Below are 20,758 nucleotides of genomic sequence, written 5' to 3'. Positions count from 1 at the left end.
CAGCCGTCGCAGCCCTCGGACGAGCTCACCGACGGCAGTTCGGAGCAGCGGCGGGACCTTGACGACCCGCTGTCCGGGCTGCGCGGATCACCGGACCCCTGGTCGCACCCTGCTGCTTACACGGTGAGAGCCCGTCGTGCCGGCGAGAGCGGATGAGATCCGTGGAGGCTGTCGGCGGCCACGCTCGGCTCCTGCGTCAACAGGACCTTGCCGATGTGTACGCCACTTTCCAGGTAGCTGTGCGCCGCGAGTGCGTCCGACATGAGGAACTGTGAATCGATGACGGGCTGGAGTGTCCCGGATTCGATCAACGGCCAGAAGGCTGCCTTGGTGGCCCGGACGATCTCGGCTTTCTCCGTTCGCCCGCGCTGGCGCAGGGATGTGGCATGGATGGTCGCCTGCTTGGCCATGAAAGGCCCGACGTTGAAGGCGCCCTGCCGGCCGCCCTGGGATCCGATGATGACGATCCGCCCCTTCCGCGCGAGAAGGTCAACGGTCCGGTCCAGGTTGCTCGGCCCCATGTTGTCGAGGACGAGATCACATCCCCGGCCGCCGGTTGCCTCGAGGACCCGCGAGGGCAGGTCTTCGTCCCGGTAGTTCCAGGCGTCCTCGGCACCGAGTTCGACACAGACCTTGGCCTTCGCCTCGGTTCCGGCGGTGGCGAAGACCCGACAGCCCAGCGCGGCGGCAGCCTGGATGGCGGTCGTACCGATGCCGCTTGCGCCGCCCTGGACGAGGACGGTGGTGCCCGGCTGGACCTGGCCGACCATCACGAGGTTGGACCACACGGTGGCCGCCACCTCCGGCAGGGCGGCGGCGACCGTCGTGGACATGCCCGCGGGCACCGGAAGTGTCAGGGCTTCGTTCACGCAGACGTATTCGGCGTATCCGCCGCCGTCGAGCAGGGCGCAGACCCGTTCACCGACTCGGCGGGTCGAGACCGCCGCACCGACCGCGACGATCTCGCCTGCGCACTCGAGGCCGAGCACCGGTGACGCGCCGGCGGGCGGGGGGTACAGACCCTTGCGCTGTAGGACGTCCGCCCTGTTCAGCGCGGAGGCCGCGACGCGGATGAGGACGTCGTTCGTCCCGGGCGTAGGCGCGTCAACCTCTGTCCATTCGAGAGAGCAGCCGCTGGTCACCGTCACTGCGAACATGTGCGAAGTCCTCCGGGGCGGTCGTCTGTGGGGGAACGTGGCGCGATTGATGTATGAGGTGGAGCTTCTGCGACAGACCCGTGCCGATCTTGCGCAGTCGTGCCTCCGGTAGCCGGTCGGCTGGTCCGGTGACGTTGACGCTGGCGGTCGCCTCGCCGCTCGAGTCGAGTACGGGTGCGGCGACGGCATGCGCGCCGGGAATGGTTTCGCCGTAACTGATCGCGTACCCGTCCTGGCGCGCCTGCCGCAGGTCGGCGCGGAGCTTCGCCTGATCGAGCTCCGGTGGAGCCTCGCCGAGCGCCGATTCGATCTGATCCGGTCGTAGCCAGGCGAGGATTGCCTTGCTCGCCGCAGCCGCTGTCAGCGGATACGTGTGCCCGATGCCGGACACCACCCGGACGCGGTGTGGACTTTCCAGTTCCAGGACGCAGACCCGACGGGTCCCCACGCGTACGTGCAGGCCCACAGTCTCCCCGGTCTCCGCTCTGAGGGTCTCGAGGAGGGGGCCGATGTGTGCGAACGCGGAGTGGCCGATGTCGGTCAGCTGCGCCAGCCGGAGCACGGCGGGGCCGACGCTGAACCGTCGGGAGACCTCGTCACGTGTGAGGAAACCCCGGTCGACCAGGGCGAGTGCGATGCGGTGCGCGGTCGGAGCGGTCAGTGATGTCGCCTCGGCGAGCTCCGTGATCGTCATTGCTGGTCGTGCCGAGCTGAACGCGTCCAACACGGCGAGCGCCCGGTACACCGCCTGCGCTCCTGAACGTGCGCCATCGCCGCTCACTCGTCTACCCCCAGGTCAGCTACGTGAAGACCTCTATTGACTGCTGGTGTGGTGCATCTTACAGTGGCTCCACCTTGTAGAAGCAACCTCCACATTATGGAAATCTTCGGGAGGCGCCCCATGCGTGGTGGCCGGAGTCGATGGACGACAAGACATGTCCGCGTGCTGCTCGTTGCCGGGCTCGCGCTCGCGATGAGCGGATGCGGGGCGGCCTCGGATGCTGGTGGAGGCGGTGACAAGCAGTACGTGATCGGCTCGTGGACGCGCGGCTTCAGCGTCGTCCTGACCGACCGCGTCGCCGAGACCGCCGCGAACGACGACCAGTTGAAAGTCAACAACTACTCCGATCTCCAGCAGCTGTACACCGACGTGCTCTCCGGCAAAGCCGACATGACCATCGGCGGCCCGGACGTGTTCGCGAGCCAGGCCGCGAAGGGCGCACCGATCCACATTGCCGCGACCGTCTCGCCGAACTCCACCGCGCTGGTCGGCAAGTCGGAGATCACGTCAGCCGAGCACCTCAAGGGCAAGCGCATCGCCGCGATCACCACCAGCGGCGGATGGCGCATCACCAAGGCCCTGCTCGCCGACAAGTTCGGGGTCAAGGAGGGCGAGGACTTCGAGGTCGTCAACGTGCCCAACGCCGAGAGCGGCGTGACGCAGGTGGCCGCGGGCACCGCGGACTTCGCGGTCGGCTGGGAACCGGCCGTCACCTCGGCCGTGCGGGCCAACCCCGGGATGAGGGTGGCGTTCAGCTCATCGGACGCCAAGCCCGGCGAGACCTTCGGCACCGGGTGGCAGCTCGTCCTCGCGGTCCGTGACAGCGTCAGCAAGGACGCCGAGCAGCGCGCCGTCGAGCGGCTGCAGGAGGCGGCCCAATGGCTGAACGAGCACCCGGAGGAGGCCGACAAGTACGCCACCAAGCAGGGCTTCAAGGCGGGAACCGCGGCCAACGTGATGCAGCAGTCGGTGCACGCCTTCGTCGTGAAGCCGGTCGACGGTGAGGTCGTGACCCAGCTCAAGGAGCAGCTCGCGCTGATCCACCGGACCGGCACCGACGAGAAGGAGCCACCGGCGCGGTTCTACGGCGGATCGAACTGACACACCGACCACCCACAGCCAGGCAGTGAGAGGGGCAGGCCTTGCCCAACACCGGAACCACCACCCGTCCGATCCGACAAGACACTGACCCGGAAGCGCCCCCTGGGCCGGCACCGACGCCTGCGGCGAGCGGACGCCTACGACGACTCGCTCCGCGGCGTTCCCACCTGTGGACCGCTCTGGTGCTGCTGGTCGTGCTGGCCGGGATCCAGATAGCCAGCCTGTTCATGCCGGAGTACGTCTTCCCGGACCTCCCGGCGATCGGTCAGGCGCTGCTGGAGATCCTGCGCGACGAGCGCGGCGACATCATCGCCACGGTCCTACGGTTCACCGGGGCGCTGCTGGGTGCCATGGTCGCCGGCTGGGTCATCGGCCTGCTGATGGGCGCGTTCCGCACCACCGTCGGCGAGCTGCTGCGGCCGGTGTTCGGCATCATGCAGGCGGTCCCGGCGTTGTCGTGGATTCTGGTGTCGGTCATCTGGCTGCACAGCGTCGAGGCGCGGATCTTCTTCATCGTCTTCGTCATCGGCGTCCCGTTCTTCGTGGTCGCGGTCTTCGAGGGCATCCGCAACATCGACCACGAACTGATGGAGGGGATCGGCCAGTTCCGGCCGTCCCGCCTGCAGATCCTGCGGGTGCTGTTCGTTCCGCAGTCGCTGACCTACATGCTGATGACCCTCCGCAGCGCCGGCGCGTTCTGTCTGCGGATCCTCGTGTTCGCCGAGCTGATCGGTGCGACGGCTGGTGTCGGCTACTCGATGGGGCTCGCACAGGCAAACTTCCGGATCGACCTGATCTTCGCCTGGACGGTGGTGTTGATCGTGTTCAACTTCCTCCTCACGGCGGTCGTCGATCTGGCCGAACGGTATCTGCTCAGGTGGCGCAGAGAGGCGGTCGTCCGATGACTGAGGAACCGTTGATCGACATCGATCACGCTTCGGTGAGTTTCGACTCGCTTCGCGCGGTCGACCGGTTCAGCATGCGACTGCGGCCCGGCGAGCGGGTGGCGCTGATGGGTCGGACCGGCGCGGGCAAATCGACCATCCTGTCCCTGCTGGTTGGTTCGATGCGGCCGACGTCGGGCAGCGTTCGAATCCTCGGGCTGGACCCGTACGCGCAGCACGCCCAGCTCCAGGGCCGGGTCGCCATGGCCTTCCAGACGCCGCGGCTGCTGCCGTGGCGGACGTCGCTCGGCAATGTGGCCGTCGGCCTGGAGATCCTGCGGCGACCGAAGGCCGAACGACGGCGGATCGCCGAGGAGTGGCTCGGCCGGGTACATCTGCAGGACGCCCTGCACAAGTACCCGAGCCAGTTGAGTGGCGGAATGCGTCAGCGCGTCTCGCTGGCACGCGCGTTCGCTGTGAAGCCGGAGCTGATCTTCCTCGACGAGAGCTTCTCGGCGCTCGACGAGGTCACCGCCCGTAGCCTGCGCGCCGATTTCGTCGAGCTGTGCGAGTCGACGGGGACATCGGCCGTCATCGTCACGCACAGCATCGAAGAGGCATTCGCCGTGGCCAACCGGGTCATCGTGCTCGGCCGGCCGGCCCGCGTGCTGTGTGAGTACGACGCCGCACCGGTACGGGCGGGTGGCCAGACAGAGCTGGACGCGGTGAGTACCGAGATCCGGGCCCGACTGGCCGAGGAGACGACCGTCCCGGCCGGCTGAGCCACGACCGGCGGGTGACCGACATGGACGAGGCGGACAGACACAACCGAGGGAACTCGGGTGGAACGAGAGGGCGTACGGGATGCGGATTGCGATTGTGGGCGGCGGAATCGGAGGACTGGCCACCGCCGTGTGCCTGGAGCGGCAGGGCTTCGACGACATCGTCCTGCTGGAGCAGGCGCCCGAGTTCACGGAGATCGGCGCGGGTATCCAGGTCTCCAACAACGGCGCCCGCCTGCTGCGGCACCTCGGCCTGGAGGACGAGCTGCGGGCGCGGGGCGTCGTCAGCGGGGGCAACTACTACTACGACATCGAAGACGGCGAGCTGATCCTGGAGACGCGCGCCGGCGAGTGGGGTGAGAAGACCTACGGCGCGCCGTTCTTCCACATCCACCGCCACCACCTCCTCGACATCCTGCACAAGGCCGTGGTGCGCACCCGGCTGCGACTGGGCACCGCCGTCACCGGGGTGGAGCAGGACGAAAACGTCGTCCGGCTCACCACCGCAGCGGGCGACGTGGTCGAGGCGGACGTGGTCATCGGAGCCGACGGCATCCGATCGACCCTGCGCGCGGAGCTCTTCGGCGCCACGCAGCCGGATGCCTCCGGTTACGTGTGTTGGCGGGCACTCATCCCGCGCGAGCGCCTCGAGGGCGTGGACGTTCCTCCGAGCTGCACGGCCTGGTGGGGGCCCGACCGCAGCGGCGTCGTCTTCTGGGTCAACGGTGGCACCCACATGAACTTCGTCGGCACCGTACCGTCCGGCGAGGTCCGCTCGGAGGCGTGGGAGTCCCGTGGCGACATCGAGGACCTCCGTCGCTCGTACGCGGGCGCCACCGAGCCGCTGGCCACCATCGTCAACGCCATCGAGACGCCGTTCATCACCGGCATCTTCACCCGGCCGCTGCTGGAGCAGTGGACAGTGGGGCGGATCGCGCTGCTGGGCGACGCGGCGCACCCGATCTGGCCGTTCCTCGCCAACGGCGCCACCCAGGCGCTCGAGGACGCGTACGTGCTGTCGCGGTGCCTTGCCCGCGGCTCGGTCGATGCCGTCGCCGAGTCACTTCGCGAGTTCCAGCAGCGCCGGTGGGGCCGGGTGGCGGAGGTCGCCCGGGTCTCCCGGGAGATGGCGACCGTCTACCACCTCAGCGACCCGGCCGCCATCGCCAGGCGCAACGACCAGATGCGCGAACGCGCCAAGACCGACCCGTACGGCCTGTGGCTGCGCGGCTGGCTGTGGGGCTACGACGTGGTCTCGGCGGCCGACGCCCCGCTCGACCGCTCGGCGGCGGCTGCGGCACCGACCCTCGTCTGAGGAAAGGAAGGCAACGCGATGAGGGACATCGGTCAGCTCGTGGCCCGGTCAGCTCAGCGGTACGGCACCCGGGTGGCGGTGGACGGACCCGGGGGCAGCCTGACCTTCGCCGAGCTCGGCGACCGGGTCGTCCGGCTGGCGAACGCGCTGCGCGCCATGGGGCTGCGACCGGGCGACCGGGTGCTCGACCTGCAGTCCAACCAGAACCGCTACGTGGAGACCGACCTGGCCATCCGCAGCGCCGGCCTGGTACGCGTCGCGCTCAACTACCGGCTGCACCCCGACGACTGGGCGCGGATCGCTGACGACTGCGGCGCGGCGGCGCTCATCTACGAAGCCCGCTTCGCCGAGCAGGCGGAGTCGCTGTGCTCGGCCTTTGCCGGCCGACTCGTCGTCGTCGGCGACGGCCCCGGCACGGCGTATGAACGGCTGCTGGCGGATGCGAGCACCGCCGCGCTGGCGCCACTCGACGTGGACACGCTGTGCGGGCTGCACTATTCGAGCGGCACCACCGGCCACCCGAAGGGCGCCCTGCGGACGCACCGCAACTGGTTCGCCAGCCTGGTGAACATGAGCTACGACGTGCTCGCCGGACGCCCCGGACCCGACGACGTCTACGTGCACGCCGGGCCGATCACCCACACCAGCGGGCTGTTCGTCCTGCCGTTCCTGGTGGCCGGCGCGACCCAGCTGATTCTGCCGTCGTGGGACCCGGACGAGTTCGTCGCGGCCGTGGAGCAGCGGGGTGCCACCCACACCGCACTCGTCCCGACGATGGTCGCCCGGCTGCTCGCCCGGCCCGACCTCGACCGTCAGCGGCTGGCCGGGCTGAAGATGCTCAGTTACGCCGGCGCCCCGATGCCCCCGGAGCAGATGCGCCAGGCGTACGAACGCCTCACCCCGCACCTCGTGCAGTACTACGGCCTGGTGGAGGCGATCCCACCGGTCACGCTGCTCGACGCGGCCGATCACGCGCGGGGCCTCGCCGACGATCCGCAGCTGCTCACCTCGGCCGGTCGGCCCGCGCTGGGCGTGGAACTGGCCGTCGTGGACGGGTCTGGCCGGCGGCTGCCCGCCGGCGAGATCGGCGAGGTGATAACCCGGGGCGACCACGTGATGCGCGGCTACTGGAACGCCGAGGGCCGCGACGACCTGTCCAAGGCGGTCCACGACGGCTGGCTGCACACCGGCGACCTCGGCTGGCTCGACGCGGAGAGCCGGCTCTACCTCGTCGACCGCAAGGGTGACATGATCATCTCCGGCGGATACAACATCTACCCCCGCGAGGTGGAGGACGTCATCGCGGAGGTGCCGGGCGTCGCCGAGGTCGCCGTGCTCGGCGTGGACGATCCGGACTGGGGCCAGCGGGTCACCGCGCTCTACACCGTGCACGACGCGGCCACGGTCACCGACGAACAGGTGCTCGAGCACTGCCGCCGCCGGTTGTCGTCGTACAAGAAACCCAAGGAGCTGCGCCGGGTCGACAGCCTTCCGCTCAGCTCCACGGGCAAGATCGCCAAGAAGTTCCTCCGCGAGCGGCTCGCCACCGAGGCGGCTGGTCAGTGATGCGCCGCCTCAAGGTGGACTACGCCCCGGCCGGGGCTGAGCGACCCGGGGAGTATCCGTACACGCGCGGGGTTTCGGCCGAGCCCAAGCCCTGGATCATGGGACAGTACGCGGGCTTCGGCACCGCGGCCGACTCCAACCGTCGGTTCAAGGCGCTACTGGAAGCCGGGGTGACCGGCTTCTCCGTCGCGCTCGACCTCCCCACGCAGATGGGCCTGGATTCTGACGACCCGCGGGCGCTCGGCGAGGTGGGCCGGGTCGGCGTCGCCATCGACTCGCTGGCCGACATCGAGATCCTCATGGACGGCATCCCGCTGGAGTCCATCTCCCAGGTGCGCACCACCGCCAACTCCGTCGGCTACGTCTGGGCGGCGATGTTCGTCGCGCTGGCCGAGAAGCGCGGTGTCGACCCGGGCGAGTTCGGCATGTTCATCCAGAACGACGTGCTCAAGGAGTTCATCGCCCGCGGCACCCAGATCTTCCCGCCCGAGCCGTCCCTGCGCCTCGCGGTCGACACCATCGAGTACGTCGCCCGCAAGGTCCCGACCTGGGTTCCGCTGGCCATGTCCGGGTACCACATCCGGGAATCCGGCGCCGACGCCGTCCAGGAGATCGCTTTCACCTTCGCCAACGCCCGCGCCTACCTCGATGAGGCGGTCCGGCGCGGGGTCGCGGTCGACGAGGTTGCGCCGACACTGTTCACGTTCCTCGCCATCACCATGGACTTCCTGCCTGAGGTGGCGAAACTCCGCGCGGCGCGCCGGGTCTGGGCCAGGCTCATGCGAGACACCTACGGCACCCGCGACCCACGCTCGCAACAACTGCGCATCTTCGCGTTCACCGCCGGCTCGACGCTGACCGCCCAGCAGCCACTGAACAACGTGGCACGGACGACGGTGGAAACGCTCGCCGCCGCGCTGGCCGGCGTGCAGACCCTGCACGTGTCCGCCTACGACGAGGCACTCGGGGTCCCCACCGAGGCAGCCGCGACCCTCGCGCTACGCACCCAGCAGGTCGTGGCGAACGAGACCGGCCTGGTGGACTCCCTCGACCCGCTGGCCGGCTCCTACGCCGTCGAGTCGCTCACCGACGACCTCGAGCGGCGCATCGTCGATGAGATGAGCCGCATCGAACAGCGCGGTGGCGCGCTGGCGTGCATCGAGTCCGGGTGGTTCGCGCGCGAACTGTCCGACGCGGCCTACGCCTACGCCCGCCAGATCGAGACCGGCGAGCGGATTGTCGTGGGCGTCAACCGGTACCCGGCCGAGACCGAGCCGCTGGATGTGTTCCGGGTCGACCCGGCACTGGAGAAGGCCCAGGTGCGGTCGCTGGTCGCGCTGCGGAAGCGCCGCGACGCGCGGGCCGTCGCCGTGGCCCTCGACGACCTCACCGCCGCGGCGGAAGCCGGGGACAACATCATGCCGGCATGTATCGACGCCATCCGGGCGTACGCCACGGTGGGGGAGATCGTCGCCCGGCTCCGCACCGTCCACGGACCGTGGACACCGAGCACCTCCTACTGACCGCCGATGTTCAGCTACCAGCTGCTCCTTGTCGTCGGGATCGCCGCGTGCGTCGGAGCGATCGTGCAGAGCTGCGTGGGCTTCGGCCTGGGGGTCGTGGCGGCGCCGGTCATCACCATCGCCGACCCGTCCCTGATGCCCGCGTCCTTGCTGGTGATCAACGGGATCCTGCCACTGCTGACCCTGGCCTGGGAGTGGCGGCACATCGACTTCCCCGGTCTGGGGTGGGCGCTGCTCGGCCGTATCCCCGGCACGGTGTGCGGCGTCTGGCTGATCGCCGCGTTTCCCGGACGCGGCATGGAGGCCGTCGTCGCCATGACGGTGCTGGTGGCCGTGGGTATCAGCCTGCTGCCCGTGCACGTGCCCCGGACACGCCTGACCCTGTCCGTCGCCGGAAGCGTCGCCGCGGTCACCGGCACCACGGCGGCCATCGGCGGGCCGCCGATGGCCCTCATCTACCAGCGGGCGGGCGGCGCCACGCTACGCGCCACTCTCGGAGCCTTCTTCGTCGTCGGCGCAGCCGGCTCGCTGGGCATGCTCCATCTGGTCGGCCACCTCGAACCGCGTTCGGTCGTCGGCGGCCTGTTCATGCTTCCGTTCGTCGCGATCGGCTTCGCACTTGCCGTCCCGCTGCGGCGGTACCTCGACTCGGGAAGGATCCGGCCGGCCGTGCTCGCCGTTGCCGCCTGCGCCGCCACGGCCCTGCTCGTCAGGGCGGCGACATGAACCGGGCACCGCACCCCCACGACACCGGGCGGCGATACGCCCCCGACGCATCCCGGTGACCACAACGGAAAGGACCTCACGTGGCCGACGTCTTCATCCTCGACGCCGCTCGTACACCCATCGGCCGCTACGGCGGCGCACTGGCGGACGTGCGCCCCGACGACCTCGCCGCCCACGTCGTGCGAGCCCTCGTCGACCGGTCCCCGAACCTGGATCCGGTCATGATCGACGAGGTCGTCTTCGGCAATGCCAACGGAGCGGGTGAAGAGAACCGGAACGTCGCCCGGATGGCTGTCCTGCTCGCCGGACTACCGACGGCCGTGCCGGGGGTGACAGTCAACCGGCTGTGCGGATCGGGGCTGGAGGCCGCTGTGCAGGCCGCACGCGCGATCGGAACCGGTGATGCCTCGCTCGCACTGGCCGGTGGAGTCGAGTCCATGAGCCGCGCGCCCTGGGTGCTGCCCAAACCGGGTCGGGCCTTCCCGCGTGGACACGAGACGCTGTACTCGACAACCCTGGGCTGGCGCATGGTCAATCCGCGCATGCCGCAGGAGTGGACGATCAGCCTCGGTGAGGGCGCGGAGCTGATGGCCGAGATCTACGGCATCTCCCGCGAGGCCCAGGACGCGTTCGCGCTCCGTAGCCACACCCGCGCCGCGGCGGCGTGGAAGAACGGCAGCTACGACGACGAAGTCGTTCCCGTCGATGGAACCGAACTGACCATCGACGAGGGTATCCGCGCGAACGCCTCGATCCAGGCGCTCGCCAGGCTCGAACCGGTCTTCCGCTCGGACGGGACGGTAACGGCGGGCAACTCCTCCCCGCTCAACGACGGAGCGGCGGGCCTGCTGCTGAGCGACGAGGCCGGCGCACGCCGCATCGGCCGTGAGCCGCTGGCCCGCATTGCCGGCCGGGCAGCAGCCGCTGTCGATCCCCACATGTTCGGGATCGGCCCCGTTCGCGCCGCACATACCGCGCTGGAGCGCGCCGGAATCGGCTGGGACGACCTGTCCGTCGTCGAGCTCAACGAGGCGTTCGCGGCACAGGCCCTGGCCTGCCTCGCCGAGTGGAAGGAGCTCGACCCGGAGATCGTGAACCCCAACGGCGGCGCCATTGCCATCGGTCATCCACTCGGCGCCTCGGGCGCCCGCATTCTCGGTAGCCTCGCCCACGAGCTCCGCCGCCGTGGTGGCGGCTGGGGCCTCGCCGCACTCTGCATCGGCGCCGGCCAAGGGCTCGCCGTCGTACTCGAGGCGTGCTGATGAGCAACCCCGCGCAGCCACACCGACCAGTGCACCGCGAGCAGGAGGAGCACGTGCCGAACGTCGCCTATCCCGTGCACGATCTCACCGACCGCAGCACGGTCGACGTTCACGCCGTTGTGGAGGGCCCGGAAGATGCCCCGGTAGTCGTCATGTCCCCGAGCCTCGGCAGCACCCACGCCATGTGGGAGCCGCAGGCGATAGCACTCCGGGCTCGGTTCCGCGTGGTGCGCTATGACCACCGCGGCCACGGCAGGTCACCCGTCCCACCTGGACCTTACGAGCTGGCCGACCTGGGCGCCGACGTACTGCGGTTGCTAGACAGGTTGGGCATCTCGTCGGCTCACTTCTGCGGGCTCTCGCTGGGCGGCATGACGGGTATGTGGCTGGCAGCGCATGCCCCCGAGCGGGTCCGCCGGCTCGTGCTGTGCTGCACGTCCGCCCGCCTTGGACCGCCGCGGTTCTGGGCGGAACGGGCGGACCTGGTTCGCCGCGAGGGAGTCGAAGCGGTGGCCGACGGCGTCGTGACGAGATGGTTCACCCCCGGCTGGGCGCAGGCGCACCCAGAAACCGCCCGGGACATGCGAGCGATGGTGGCGGCTACACCCGCAGAAGGCTACGCATCCTGCTGCAACGCGATCCAATCCATGGACCTGACGGACCTTCTGCCTCGTATCCGCGCGAAAACACTCGTCATCGCAGGTCACGAGGACCCGTCCACGCCACCGGAGCACGGTCGCGCGATCGCCGCCAGCATCCCGAACGCACGTCTCGAGGTGCTCTCGCCGGCCGCGCACCTCGCCAACGTCGAGCAGCGACAAGCCGTCACCGCTCTCCTTCTGGAGCACCTTCTCGACGAGAAGTGATCGAAGGCCGCCACCGGCGCCGATCGGCACCCATGACGTCCGTAAGCGCGTCAGCGTAAGCGGCCGGACCCGACTCGCAGGGCAACCTTTCCGGCGGGCAGTGACCGCTGTCGTGGCGTCTGGCGCGCCCTGCGAACCTCGGCCGGAAGCTGACCGGCCGCGCCTGCGCGGCGCGACCGGTCACCGCGTCACGGGCAGGGCCGACCCGCGCAGACGTCGATGATCCTGCCGGTGAGCAGGAACGTCGCCTTCTGCCGTTGTGCGCCGGGCTGGGCGCGGGGGAACTCGTGCGAGTCCTCGCCGTACTCCGGCCCGGCCGGGGCGAGGTTCGTCGGCGGCGGCGCGTACGCCGCACCGCTGTTCCAGACCACCATCGCCGAGCCGGTGTACGGGTACGACCGGATCGGCTTGATGCCCCAGTACGGCCGCACGTCCAGCGACCAGCCGTCGGCGAGGGCCGGGGTGTGCAGGCGGGCGCCGATGGTGCGCGCCTGCACCTCGGCCGCGGCGGGGGAGACCTGCTGGTCGCCGAAGGCGACGTGCATCAGCACCTGGTGCGCCGGGGTGCGCGGCAACGGGTTGCCGGTCATGTGCTGGGCGTACCCGTTGGCCTCGGCCCGGTCCCACAACATCTGCAGCAGCGCGAAGATCAGCTGCTGGTCGACCTTGTCCGGGTACGACCCATCCATGATCGACTGGAAGGGGGCGAAGTCCACGCTGCGCTGCAGCAGGGTGGAGTAGTTCATCGCCGGCACGCCGAGCACCGACCGGGTCCAGTCCTGGGCGATGGCGGTGAGCGCGCCGCCGTTGATGCCGCCCTGGCTGTTGCCGTCGTAGTGCAACCCGCCGGCCACGTCGATCAGCGGTCGCCCGGCGGCGTCCTGGAACGCCGGGTCGGCGGCGAACCCGCCCGGGTGGATCATCGTCCGGCCCAGGAAGAGGAAGTTCAGGAAACTCTGCTGCAGCCGGTCGGCCACCGCGGGAAAGGCGCTGAGGTCGGTGAAGGCGCCGGCCACGTACGGGACGTCGGCGGCGGCCATCCCGATCCAGCTGGTGGCGCAGAAGGTGAAGTCGTACTCCGCCGACATGGTCTTGACGTTGCCGGCGTTGATCTCGGTCGGCCGGCCGAGCAGTCCGTGGCCGTAGAGCGAGAGGTGGGCCGGCTCGGCGGCGGAGGCGCTGCGCGGGATGTTGCAGACGAAGTCCGCCCGCAGCGTCGTGCCGGACGGCGTGGGCCGGGCGTACGTCGTGGGTGGCGTCCCGTCGCCGCCGGCCGGCCCGTAGTGCAGCCGCGAGCCCGGTCCGCCGCTGCCGGTCAGGTAGGACGGCACGGCGACGGTGCCGGTCACCTGCCGGGCGATCCGCGCGTCCTGCTGCTCCGAATAGTCGGTCACCTGGGTGACGGTGAACGACGGCGCCGCCGCGCCCAGGGTGGCGAACGCGCCGTCGCGGATCGCCAGCATCCGTCCGGTCAGACCCTGCCGGCTGGCCACCGTGAAGTCCCAGGCGAGGTGCAAGCTGTGCCGCTTCACGCCGACCCGGGTCAGCTCGGCGAGGATCCGCTTGATCTGCGGGGCGCGGCGGTCCCGCGGGCCGTGGCCGGCGCCGGTGACGTACGCGCGGAACGCCGTCGGGGCCGGGATCAGCTTGCCGTTGCGGTCGCGCAGGCCGCGCAGCGCCACGACGTACCGGGTGCCCTCGGCCAGCGCCACCGCCGGCCGGATGATGAGCAACTGTCGGTCGGGCTGGCCGGCGGCGTGCGCGTCCAGCTCCGCCCAGTACGGGGTGCGCTTCCCGGTGGCCGTGTCGAGCAGCACGATCGGCGCGTCCGGCGCCAGCGACCGGCCGATGTCGGTGACCGGAGCGACCCCGGTTGCCGCGGCGTCCAGGCCGGGCACGTGCACCAGGATCGGCGAGCCGGGGCTGAACCCGTCCTGCCGGTTCCATTCGGTCGGGTCGATCGGGGTGCCCTGCACGGTGGCCGGCATCGCGTTGGCCGTGAACCGCACCCGTTTGCCGGTGGGGCTGACGGGATCGGGCACGGTGAAGTAGTCGTTGGGGAACGGCAGCAGGCAGGCCGTCGGGTCGATCGGGTCGCACGCGCCGTGCGCGGCCGGATGCCGCGCGGGGGGTTCGGCGGCGGCGGCGGTGCCGAGAAGTACGGCACCGACCGTCACCAGCACGGACACGGCGAGACGGAGGCGTCCGGGGGTGGTCACACCATCTCCTTCGACGGTGGCCGGAGTGGACGGAGCCACGCGGCCGACGCTGGTGGCAGGAGCCGGGGGTGGGGCGTGGTGTTCTTCCTACGCCGATCAAGGAATCTCGGCAAGGGCCCGGCCGCCCCGGCCCGATCCGCCGACCGGGCACCCTCACCGCACGGCGGCCAGCGGCGGCGGGACCGGCTCGCCGCGCGGCGACTTCCCGCTCCCGCGGTGTGGCAGCAGGAGTGGCGTGGCCAGCAGCGCCGCGCCGGCGAGCCCGATTGCGGCGCGGGCACCGGTGGCCGCGGCCAGCACGCCCCACAGTGCGGTCAGCAGCGCGATCGTCCCGGCGCCGGTGACCCGCCAGGCGACCAGCACGCGGGCGATCCGGTCAGCCGGCACCCGCTGGAGCCGCTCGGTGGCGAACAGCGGGTTGAACACGCCCATGCAGGTGATCAGCACCAACTCGACGGCGATCACCAGCACCACTCCCGCCGTGCCGGGTACGACGAGGACCAGGCCGACCGGCCACAGTGCGCGCAGCACGCCCGAGACCAGCAGGACCCGCCGCCGCCCGTGGCGGGCCGCCAGTCGCGGGGCGAGCTGGGCGCCGACGAACCCACCGACGCACGGCAGTCCGAACGCCAGGCCGTACTGCCAGGCGGCCCAGCCGAGGTCGCCGAGGAGCAGCACCGCCAGCAGCGGCTCGGTCGCCATGATCAGCGCGTTGACGGTCACCGTGTTCAGGAACAGCCGGCGCAGCTCACGGTCGGCGAGGATGAACCGCCAGCCGGCCAGCAGGTCGTCGCGGCGCGGCCGACCCGCGGCGGCACCACCACCGGCCGGCCGCGGTGGCCGGTTCGCGGCCGGGCGCGGTCCGCTGTCCCGGATCATGCCGATGCCGAGCGCGGAGAGCAGGAACCCGACCGCGTTGGCGACCACGGTGACGACGGGCCCCAGCAGGGTGATGGCCGCACCGCCCAGGGTCGGCCCGACGGCGGTGGCCGTCCAGAGGGTCGACTCGAACCGCCCGTTGGCCACCAGCAGCTGGTCGGGACGCATGATCGACTTCAGGTAGGCGCCGCTGGCGGCGGTGAAGGCGATGCTCGCCGCCGCCCCGACCACCGAGACGATCAGCAGGTGGAGGTAGCTGAGCAGCCCGAGCCAGAACGCGATCGGGACGCTCAGCAGGGCCGCGCACCGGATGGCGTTGGTGGCGATCATGACCGCCGGTCCGCGCCGGCGGTCGACCCACGGGCCGAGGGGGAGCGCCAGCAGCGCACCCACGGCCAGCCCGGCCGCGGCGAGGGCGGAGACCGCGGCCGGACCGACGTCGAGCACCTGGATCGCGAGCAGCGGGAACGCGCCGAACCCCAACCAGGTGCCCACGGTGCTCGCCGCGTACGCCGACCACAGCCATCCGAACGAGCGCCCCAGCCGCTGCCGCCCCACGCCGCATCCCCCCGTCCCAGCCGGTCGTCGACGGCGAGGATTCGACCAGGCCGGGGGCCGTGGGATCCAACAACCGCCGGGCGGGCGAGCCACAACCAACGCTTGTGCCTCCGTACCATCCGCCGGTGGACATCGACGCCGTACGCACCCTCCTCGCGGTCGCCGACACGGGGCAGTTCCAGGAAGCCGCCGTCGACCTGCGGATCAGCCAGCAGGCGGTCTCCAAGCGGGTGGCCAACCTGGAACGGAGCCTCGGAGTCACCCTCTTCACCCGCACCGCTCGCGGCGTCCGGCTCACCGTCGACGGGCAGGCGTTCCTCCCGCACGCCCGCGAGCTGCTCCGCGCCGCCGAACGGGCCGCCGCCTCGGTCCGGCCCGGCGACCGCGCGCTGCGGGTGGACGTCCTGAACCGGCGGAGCGCCCCGGCCGAGGCCCTGCACCGCTTCTACCGCGCCCACCCGGGGATCGACCTGGACGTGGTCACCCTGCCGGACGCCAACGTCGAGGCGGCCATCGAGGCGGTCCACGCAGGCGAGATCGACGCGAGCTTCCGGGCCGTGCCGCTACCCGCCCGCGAACTGCCCGACGGCATCCTGGTCGAACGGGTCCTGGACGACCCGCTGCAACTGCTCGTCGGCGCGGCCCACCCGCTCGCCGCCGCCGCGACCCTCACCCCGGACGACCTGGCCGGGCACCGGATCTGGATCCCGGGCATCCGGCCGGGCGCCGAGTGGGCCGCCTACTACGACGAGCTGACCGAGGCGTTCGACCTACGGATCGACGCGATCGGCCCGAACTTCGGCAGCGCGGCGCTGCTCGACGCGATAGCCGACGCCGCCGACGTGGCGACCCTCGTGGGCTCCGGTGACCGGCACGTCTGGCCGGCCACCCAGGACCTGCGCCGGATCCCGCTGCACGGCCCGACGCCGGTCTACCCGCACTCGTTCGTGCACCGCACCGACAACCGGCACCCCACCCTCACCGCGCTCCGCCGGCACCTGGTGGCAACCCGGCCGGCCCGGCCGTCCGACAGTTGGGAGCCGAGCTGGGTCGGCCGGCGGTAGCGGGACCGGTCACGCGGGGGCCGAGAGCAGGTCGAGGACGTCGGCGGGCCGGTGGGCCACCAGCGGCACGTCCGCGCGGGCGGTGGCGGTGACGCTCCAGCGGGCGTGCACCGCCACCGCTCCCGCCGCCTCCGCGCAGGCGAGGTCCACCGCCGCGTCGCCGACGTACGCGGTCTCGGCGACGCCGACGCCGAGCCGGCGACAGGCCAGCCGCAGTCCGTCCGGCGCGGGCTTCGGCGCGGCGACCTCGTCACCGCAGACCACGACCGGGAACAGCCGGTCGAGCCCGGTGCCGGCCAGCACCAGGGTGGTGGTCCGGCGCAGGGCGGCGGTGAAGATGCCGAGCCGGCAGCCGGCCCGACGGAGGTCCTCGGCCAGGTCGAACACGCCGGGAAACGGCCGAATGTCGGCGATCGCGGCCTGGAAACGGCGGTGGAAACACTCGACGTCCGAGGCGGTGACGGGCCGTTGCAGGAAATGGGCCAGCACCACCGGGGTGTGGCCGATGTGCCAGGTGCCGACGACGGTGGCCGGCGAGACGTCCGGCCCACCGAGGGCGCGGATCGTGTCGACGTACACGGCCGGAGCGATCGTCATCGTGTCGACCAGCGTGCCGTCGAGGTCGAACACGACCGCCGCCGGGGCGACGCGGGGCGGCCGGGTCATCCCCGGTTCCCGCGACGGCGGTACGCAGACCCTGCCATCATCACCTGTCCAGCCATGCCCAGAGCCTGCCGGACGTCCGGCCGGCGCGGTCACCGGGGTGGTCGGCGGCAGCCGCGGCCGGTGGGCCGGGCCGGACGGTCATCGTCCGGCCCGGCCGCCCGACCAGGGGACGGGCCTTCCTCGGTGATGGTCGGTCACGACAGGATCTCGACGTACCCGTCGGTTCCGTGCACGCGGATCCGCTGCCCGTCGGCGATAAGCCGGGTGGCGTCCACCACACCGACGACGGCCGGCAAGCCGTACTCGCGGGCGATCACCGCGCCGTGCGTCATCAACCCTCCGACCTCCGTCACCAGGCCCGCGATGGCGACGAAGAGGGGCGTCCAGCTGGGGTCGGTGTGGGCCGTGACGAGGATGTCGCCCGGTTCGAGATCGGCCTCGGCCATGTCCAGGATGACGCGGGCCCGCCCTTCGACGGTCCCGGCGGAGACCGCCAGGCCGACCAGCGCGCCGGTCGGCAGGTCGTCGCGTCGGTACGCCCCGGTGATGGCCTCGCCCTCGGAGGTGAGCACCCGGGGCGGCGTGAGCGCCTGGTACGACCTGAACGCCTCCTTGCGCCGGCGGATCAGCTGGTCGTCCACCCGGCCCGTGCGCACGACGTCGTGGAGCTCGGCGAACGTGAGGTAGAAGACGTCCTCCCGCTCACGCAGGACGTGGGCCCGCACGAGGCGCTCGGCTTCTTCCGACAGGGCCTGCTTGTACACGAAGTAGCGGCTGACCATGCCGTACTTCGGATACTCCCGGTACCCGGTGAAGGTCCGGACCCGGTCGATCATCCGCTTCGTCTCCTCGGCCTTGCGCTCCCCGTCCGGCAGGGCCCGCAGGCGGGTCAGCAGCTCCTGCTCCTTCTTCCGGGCCTCCTGCCGCCCTTGTTCGAAGCGTCGCTCGCCGGCGCCCGGCTCGGCGTTCCTGACGTTGCCGAGGATCAGGGGCACGAGCGTGGCGGGGCGTTCACTCCACCGCGGCCGGGTGATGTCGATCTCGCCGACGCAGCGCATGCCGTACCGGTCGAGCCAGCCCTCGATGGCGTCCCGCGCTTCCCGCCCGCCCGCGAGCCTGGGCAGCTCATCCAGGAAACCGTCGTGCTCGACCTGCTGCAGGAACGCCACCACGTCCGGATACGGGCGGATCACGTCAGCGACGTCCAGGAGCGCCAGCCCCATCTCCGACGTGACGTTGTGCGGCACGGACTGGGTGAGCGTGTCCGCCGCGTTCTTCTCGCCCAGCCACGCCTCCAGCTGCTCGTTGAGCCACGCCGTGGCCTCCATCGCCGACATGAACACCTGGTGACTCCGCGGATCGAACAGGATCCGCCGCAGCTCCTGGAGGTCCGCTTGGATGAAGTCGAGCAGCGCCTCCCCGGACTTCGTGCGGATGTCGCGTCGCAGGGCGGCGACGGATGCCTCGCTGTGCCCGATCAGCTCGGTGACGATGGCCGGGTCGGTCTCGATCTGCGCTGGTGCGCCGCCGAACAGTGGCCCGGGGGAACCCTCGTCGGCAAGCGGCCGGATGAAGCCGTCGCGGTCGAGGATGGTCTGCAGCGCGTCCGCGGTCAGTGGATCGGAACGTCTCACGACCTGCAGGAGGTTGGCGCGGCTCGTCGGTGCGGCCAGCCGCTGGGTGACGTCGACGAACAGGCGGCCGCCGGCCTCGGCCATGGGCGCGGGGGTCGTCATCTGCCAGAAGGAGAGCCCCAGCGGTTTCATGGCGTCGGTCATCATCTGCTGGTGCCCGACGGAGAGATAGACGTGGTTCTCCCGATCGTCGGACTCGGGGATGGGGAACAGCGTGGTGATCGGCCGGCTCTGGACGATCTGGAAGCCGTCGTCGACCAGGCACCATTCGATGTCCTGGGGACGGCCGAACTGCGCTTCGATCCGCCGGCCGAGCTGCGCGAGCCGCACGACCTGCGCATCCGTCAGCGCCGGCTGCTCCTGCCGCTCCGGGTCGATCGCCTGTTCCCGCGTCCCGCCGGCCGGCACGGCGCGAACCGCACGCTGCTTGGCGGCGATCGCCTTCGCGACGACCGCGCCGTCGCGCACCTGGTAGACGTCCGGGTTCACCAGGCCGGAGACCAGCGCCTCGCCGAGGCCGAAGCTGGCCTCCACGGAGGCGACCGTCCGGTTGCCCGTGACGGGGTCGGCCGTGAACAGGATGCCGGCCGCGTGCGGGAAGACCATCTGCTGCACGACCACGGCCATCTGGACCGCACGGTGGTCGATGCCGTTGCGCCGGCGGTAGGTCACCGCCCGCTCGGTGAACAGCGAGGCCCAGCACCGGCTGACATGCTCAAGGACCGCGGCCGGCCCCACCACGTTCAGGTACGTGTCCTGCTGGCCGGCGAAGGAGGCCGTCGGCAGGTCCTCCGCCGTCGCGCTGGATCGGACGGCGTAGGCGGCCTGCTCGCCGAGCGGGGCGAGCGCGCGGGTGATCGCCGCCGCCAGGTCGTCGGGGACGGTGATCCCTTCGATGGTCCGGCGGATCTCCGCGCTGAGCGTGCGGATCGCCTCCCGGTCGTCCGGGTTCACGCGCGACAACTGATCGAGCCGATCGTCGATCGACGGCGCCGCCGCCATGGTCCGCCGGAAGGCGTCCGTCGTGACGCAGAAGCCGGCCGGCACGCGGACGCCGTCGATCCGCGACAGCGCGCCCAGGTGCGCGCCCTTACCGCCGACGACCGCGAGCTGCGTCTCGTCAACCTCGTGAAGACCCAACACGTACGGCCCGCTCATCGCGACTCCTCCGCGGCCAGGGCCGGCAGCCGCACCGCCGGTCCCACCGCCGCCTCGGCGTCACCGCGTCCCCCGAACGTCGACACCAACACACGCACGTCGTGCCCCCATTTCCGCAGGTTGTGGCCTCGGGCCGACGATTCTGCGCCACGACAGGGGTCTTGCCGCAAGCCCCCCGGTGCGCTATACGTTAAAGGTGGCAAGGGGTGACATCTCCTTGCCTTTCCTTTTGGGCGTCCGCCGCGGCCTGACGCCCTTCTCGGCTCTCCGGACGTCGTCGCGCCCGCAACTGCCCCATTCCTGGCCCCTGGTCTCGTGGCGGACCGGACCGGACCGCCGGCCGGCCACGGATGTCCCGACCCGCGGATGTGCCTGCTCCGGCCCCGCACGTCGTCGGCGACGACCCGGTGGGGCGACACCACGGACAGTCACCCAAAGTGGCGATCTTGGTGAGGCTGTGCCGGGCTCCCCGATGCCAGCAGGGGCCGCCCGGTTGCGGACCGACTGCCGGGTTTACGCACCGTGATGGCAACAGCATGGCCACAACCGCCCGACTTGATCTAGGTACGGCTGGTCCGATCGGGTAGCGTCCCCTGGCACATCGTCTTTGCACCAAC

The 20,758-nt window shown here is 71.1% G+C and carries 16 protein-coding genes; 10 read left to right on the top strand and 6 right to left on the bottom strand.

Annotated features, from left to right (window positions below; genetic code table 11):
* Nucleotides 1-116: 116 nt before the first annotated feature.
* Both GA0070609_RS13475 and GA0070609_RS13470 read right to left on the bottom strand, forming a co-directional pair.
* Nucleotides 117-1,157, bottom strand: a complete 1,041-nt coding sequence (locus GA0070609_RS13475; protein ID WP_088994135.1) for an NAD(P)H-quinone oxidoreductase — start codon at nt 1,155-1,157, stop codon at nt 117-119.
* Nucleotides 1,105-1,902 (bottom strand): IclR family transcriptional regulator, encoded by a 798-nt coding sequence (locus GA0070609_RS13470; protein ID WP_172899334.1) that lies wholly within the window; start codon nt 1,900-1,902, stop codon nt 1,105-1,107. The genes GA0070609_RS13475 and GA0070609_RS13470 overlap by 53 nt, the downstream gene beginning before the upstream one ends.
* 198 nt (nt 1,903-2,100) lie before the next feature.
* Here GA0070609_RS13470 and GA0070609_RS13465 point away from each other — a divergent pair, with 198 nt between their 5' ends.
* From GA0070609_RS13465 to pcaD, 9 genes are all read left to right on the top strand, one after another.
* Complete coding sequence (locus GA0070609_RS13465; protein WP_157748135.1) at nt 2,101-3,039, top strand: ABC transporter substrate-binding protein; 939 nt, start codon at nt 2,101-2,103, stop codon at nt 3,037-3,039.
* 182 nt (nt 3,040-3,221) lie between these two features.
* Nucleotides 3,222-3,944, top strand: a complete 723-nt coding sequence (locus tag GA0070609_RS13460; RefSeq protein WP_088994132.1) for an ABC transporter permease — start codon at nt 3,222-3,224, stop codon at nt 3,942-3,944.
* Entirely contained in the window at nt 3,941-4,705 is a 765-nt protein-coding gene (locus GA0070609_RS13455) for an ABC transporter ATP-binding protein (protein ID WP_088994131.1), read from the top strand. Before GA0070609_RS13460 ends, GA0070609_RS13455 begins: the two co-directional genes overlap by 4 nt.
* Nucleotides 4,706-4,787: 82 nt before the next feature.
* A complete protein-coding gene (locus GA0070609_RS13450; protein ID WP_088994130.1) occupies nt 4,788-6,020 on the top strand; it encodes an FAD-dependent monooxygenase in 1,233 nt (410 codons plus the stop codon).
* An 18-nt stretch (nt 6,021-6,038) separates the two neighbouring features.
* Nucleotides 6,039-7,586 (top strand): AMP-binding protein, encoded by a 1,548-nt coding sequence (locus tag GA0070609_RS13445; RefSeq protein WP_088994129.1) that lies wholly within the window; start codon nt 6,039-6,041, stop codon nt 7,584-7,586.
* Nucleotides 7,586-9,109, top strand: a complete 1,524-nt coding sequence (locus GA0070609_RS13440; protein ID WP_088994128.1) for an acyl-CoA mutase large subunit family protein — start codon at nt 7,586-7,588, stop codon at nt 9,107-9,109. Before GA0070609_RS13445 ends, GA0070609_RS13440 begins: the two co-directional genes overlap by 1 nt.
* A gap of 6 nt (nt 9,110-9,115) precedes the next feature.
* Complete coding sequence (locus GA0070609_RS13435) at nt 9,116-9,835, top strand: sulfite exporter TauE/SafE family protein (RefSeq protein WP_088994127.1); 720 nt, start codon at nt 9,116-9,118, stop codon at nt 9,833-9,835.
* A gap of 80 nt (nt 9,836-9,915) precedes the next feature.
* A complete protein-coding gene (locus tag GA0070609_RS13430; protein ID WP_088994126.1) occupies nt 9,916-11,097 on the top strand; it encodes a thiolase family protein in 1,182 nt (393 codons plus the stop codon).
* Complete coding sequence (pcaD, locus tag GA0070609_RS13425) at nt 11,097-11,963, top strand: 3-oxoadipate enol-lactonase (RefSeq protein WP_088997711.1); 867 nt, start codon at nt 11,097-11,099, stop codon at nt 11,961-11,963. The genes GA0070609_RS13430 and pcaD overlap by 1 nt, the downstream gene beginning before the upstream one ends.
* A 188-nt stretch (nt 11,964-12,151) precedes the next feature.
* Here pcaD and GA0070609_RS13420 read toward each other — a convergent pair whose 3' ends face one another.
* Complete coding sequence (locus GA0070609_RS13420) at nt 12,152-14,182, bottom strand: hypothetical protein (RefSeq protein ID WP_088994125.1); 2,031 nt, start codon at nt 14,180-14,182, stop codon at nt 12,152-12,154.
* A gap of 153 nt (nt 14,183-14,335) precedes the next feature.
* Nucleotides 14,336-15,619 (bottom strand): MFS transporter, encoded by a 1,284-nt coding sequence (locus GA0070609_RS13415; RefSeq protein WP_088994124.1) that lies wholly within the window; start codon nt 15,617-15,619, stop codon nt 14,336-14,338.
* Nucleotides 15,620-15,744: 125 nt separating this feature from the next.
* Here GA0070609_RS13415 and GA0070609_RS13410 point away from each other — a divergent pair, with 125 nt between their 5' ends.
* Entirely contained in the window at nt 15,745-16,683 is a 939-nt protein-coding gene (locus GA0070609_RS13410; RefSeq protein WP_088994123.1) for a LysR family transcriptional regulator, read from the top strand.
* A 9-nt stretch (nt 16,684-16,692) separates the two neighbouring features.
* On the opposite strand, the gene GA0070609_RS13405 is transcribed toward GA0070609_RS13410, so the two are convergent.
* Together GA0070609_RS13405 and rph are read right to left on the bottom strand one after the other, a co-directional pair.
* A complete protein-coding gene (locus GA0070609_RS13405) occupies nt 16,693-17,349 on the bottom strand; it encodes an HAD family hydrolase (protein WP_088994122.1) in 657 nt (218 codons plus the stop codon).
* A gap of 194 nt (nt 17,350-17,543) precedes the next feature.
* Nucleotides 17,544-20,141: a rifamycin-inactivating phosphotransferase gene (rph, locus tag GA0070609_RS13400; RefSeq protein ID WP_088994121.1), complete on the bottom strand. Its 2,598-nt coding sequence runs from the start codon at nt 20,139-20,141 to the stop codon at nt 17,544-17,546.
* Nucleotides 20,142-20,758 lie beyond the last annotated feature (617 nt).

Source organism: Micromonospora echinaurantiaca, from assembly GCF_900090235.1.
GTDB lineage: Bacteria > Actinomycetota > Actinomycetes > Mycobacteriales > Micromonosporaceae > Micromonospora > Micromonospora echinaurantiaca.
Note: the sequence above shows the minus strand (reverse complement) of the source record. Positions and strands in the feature narration are given on the sequence as shown.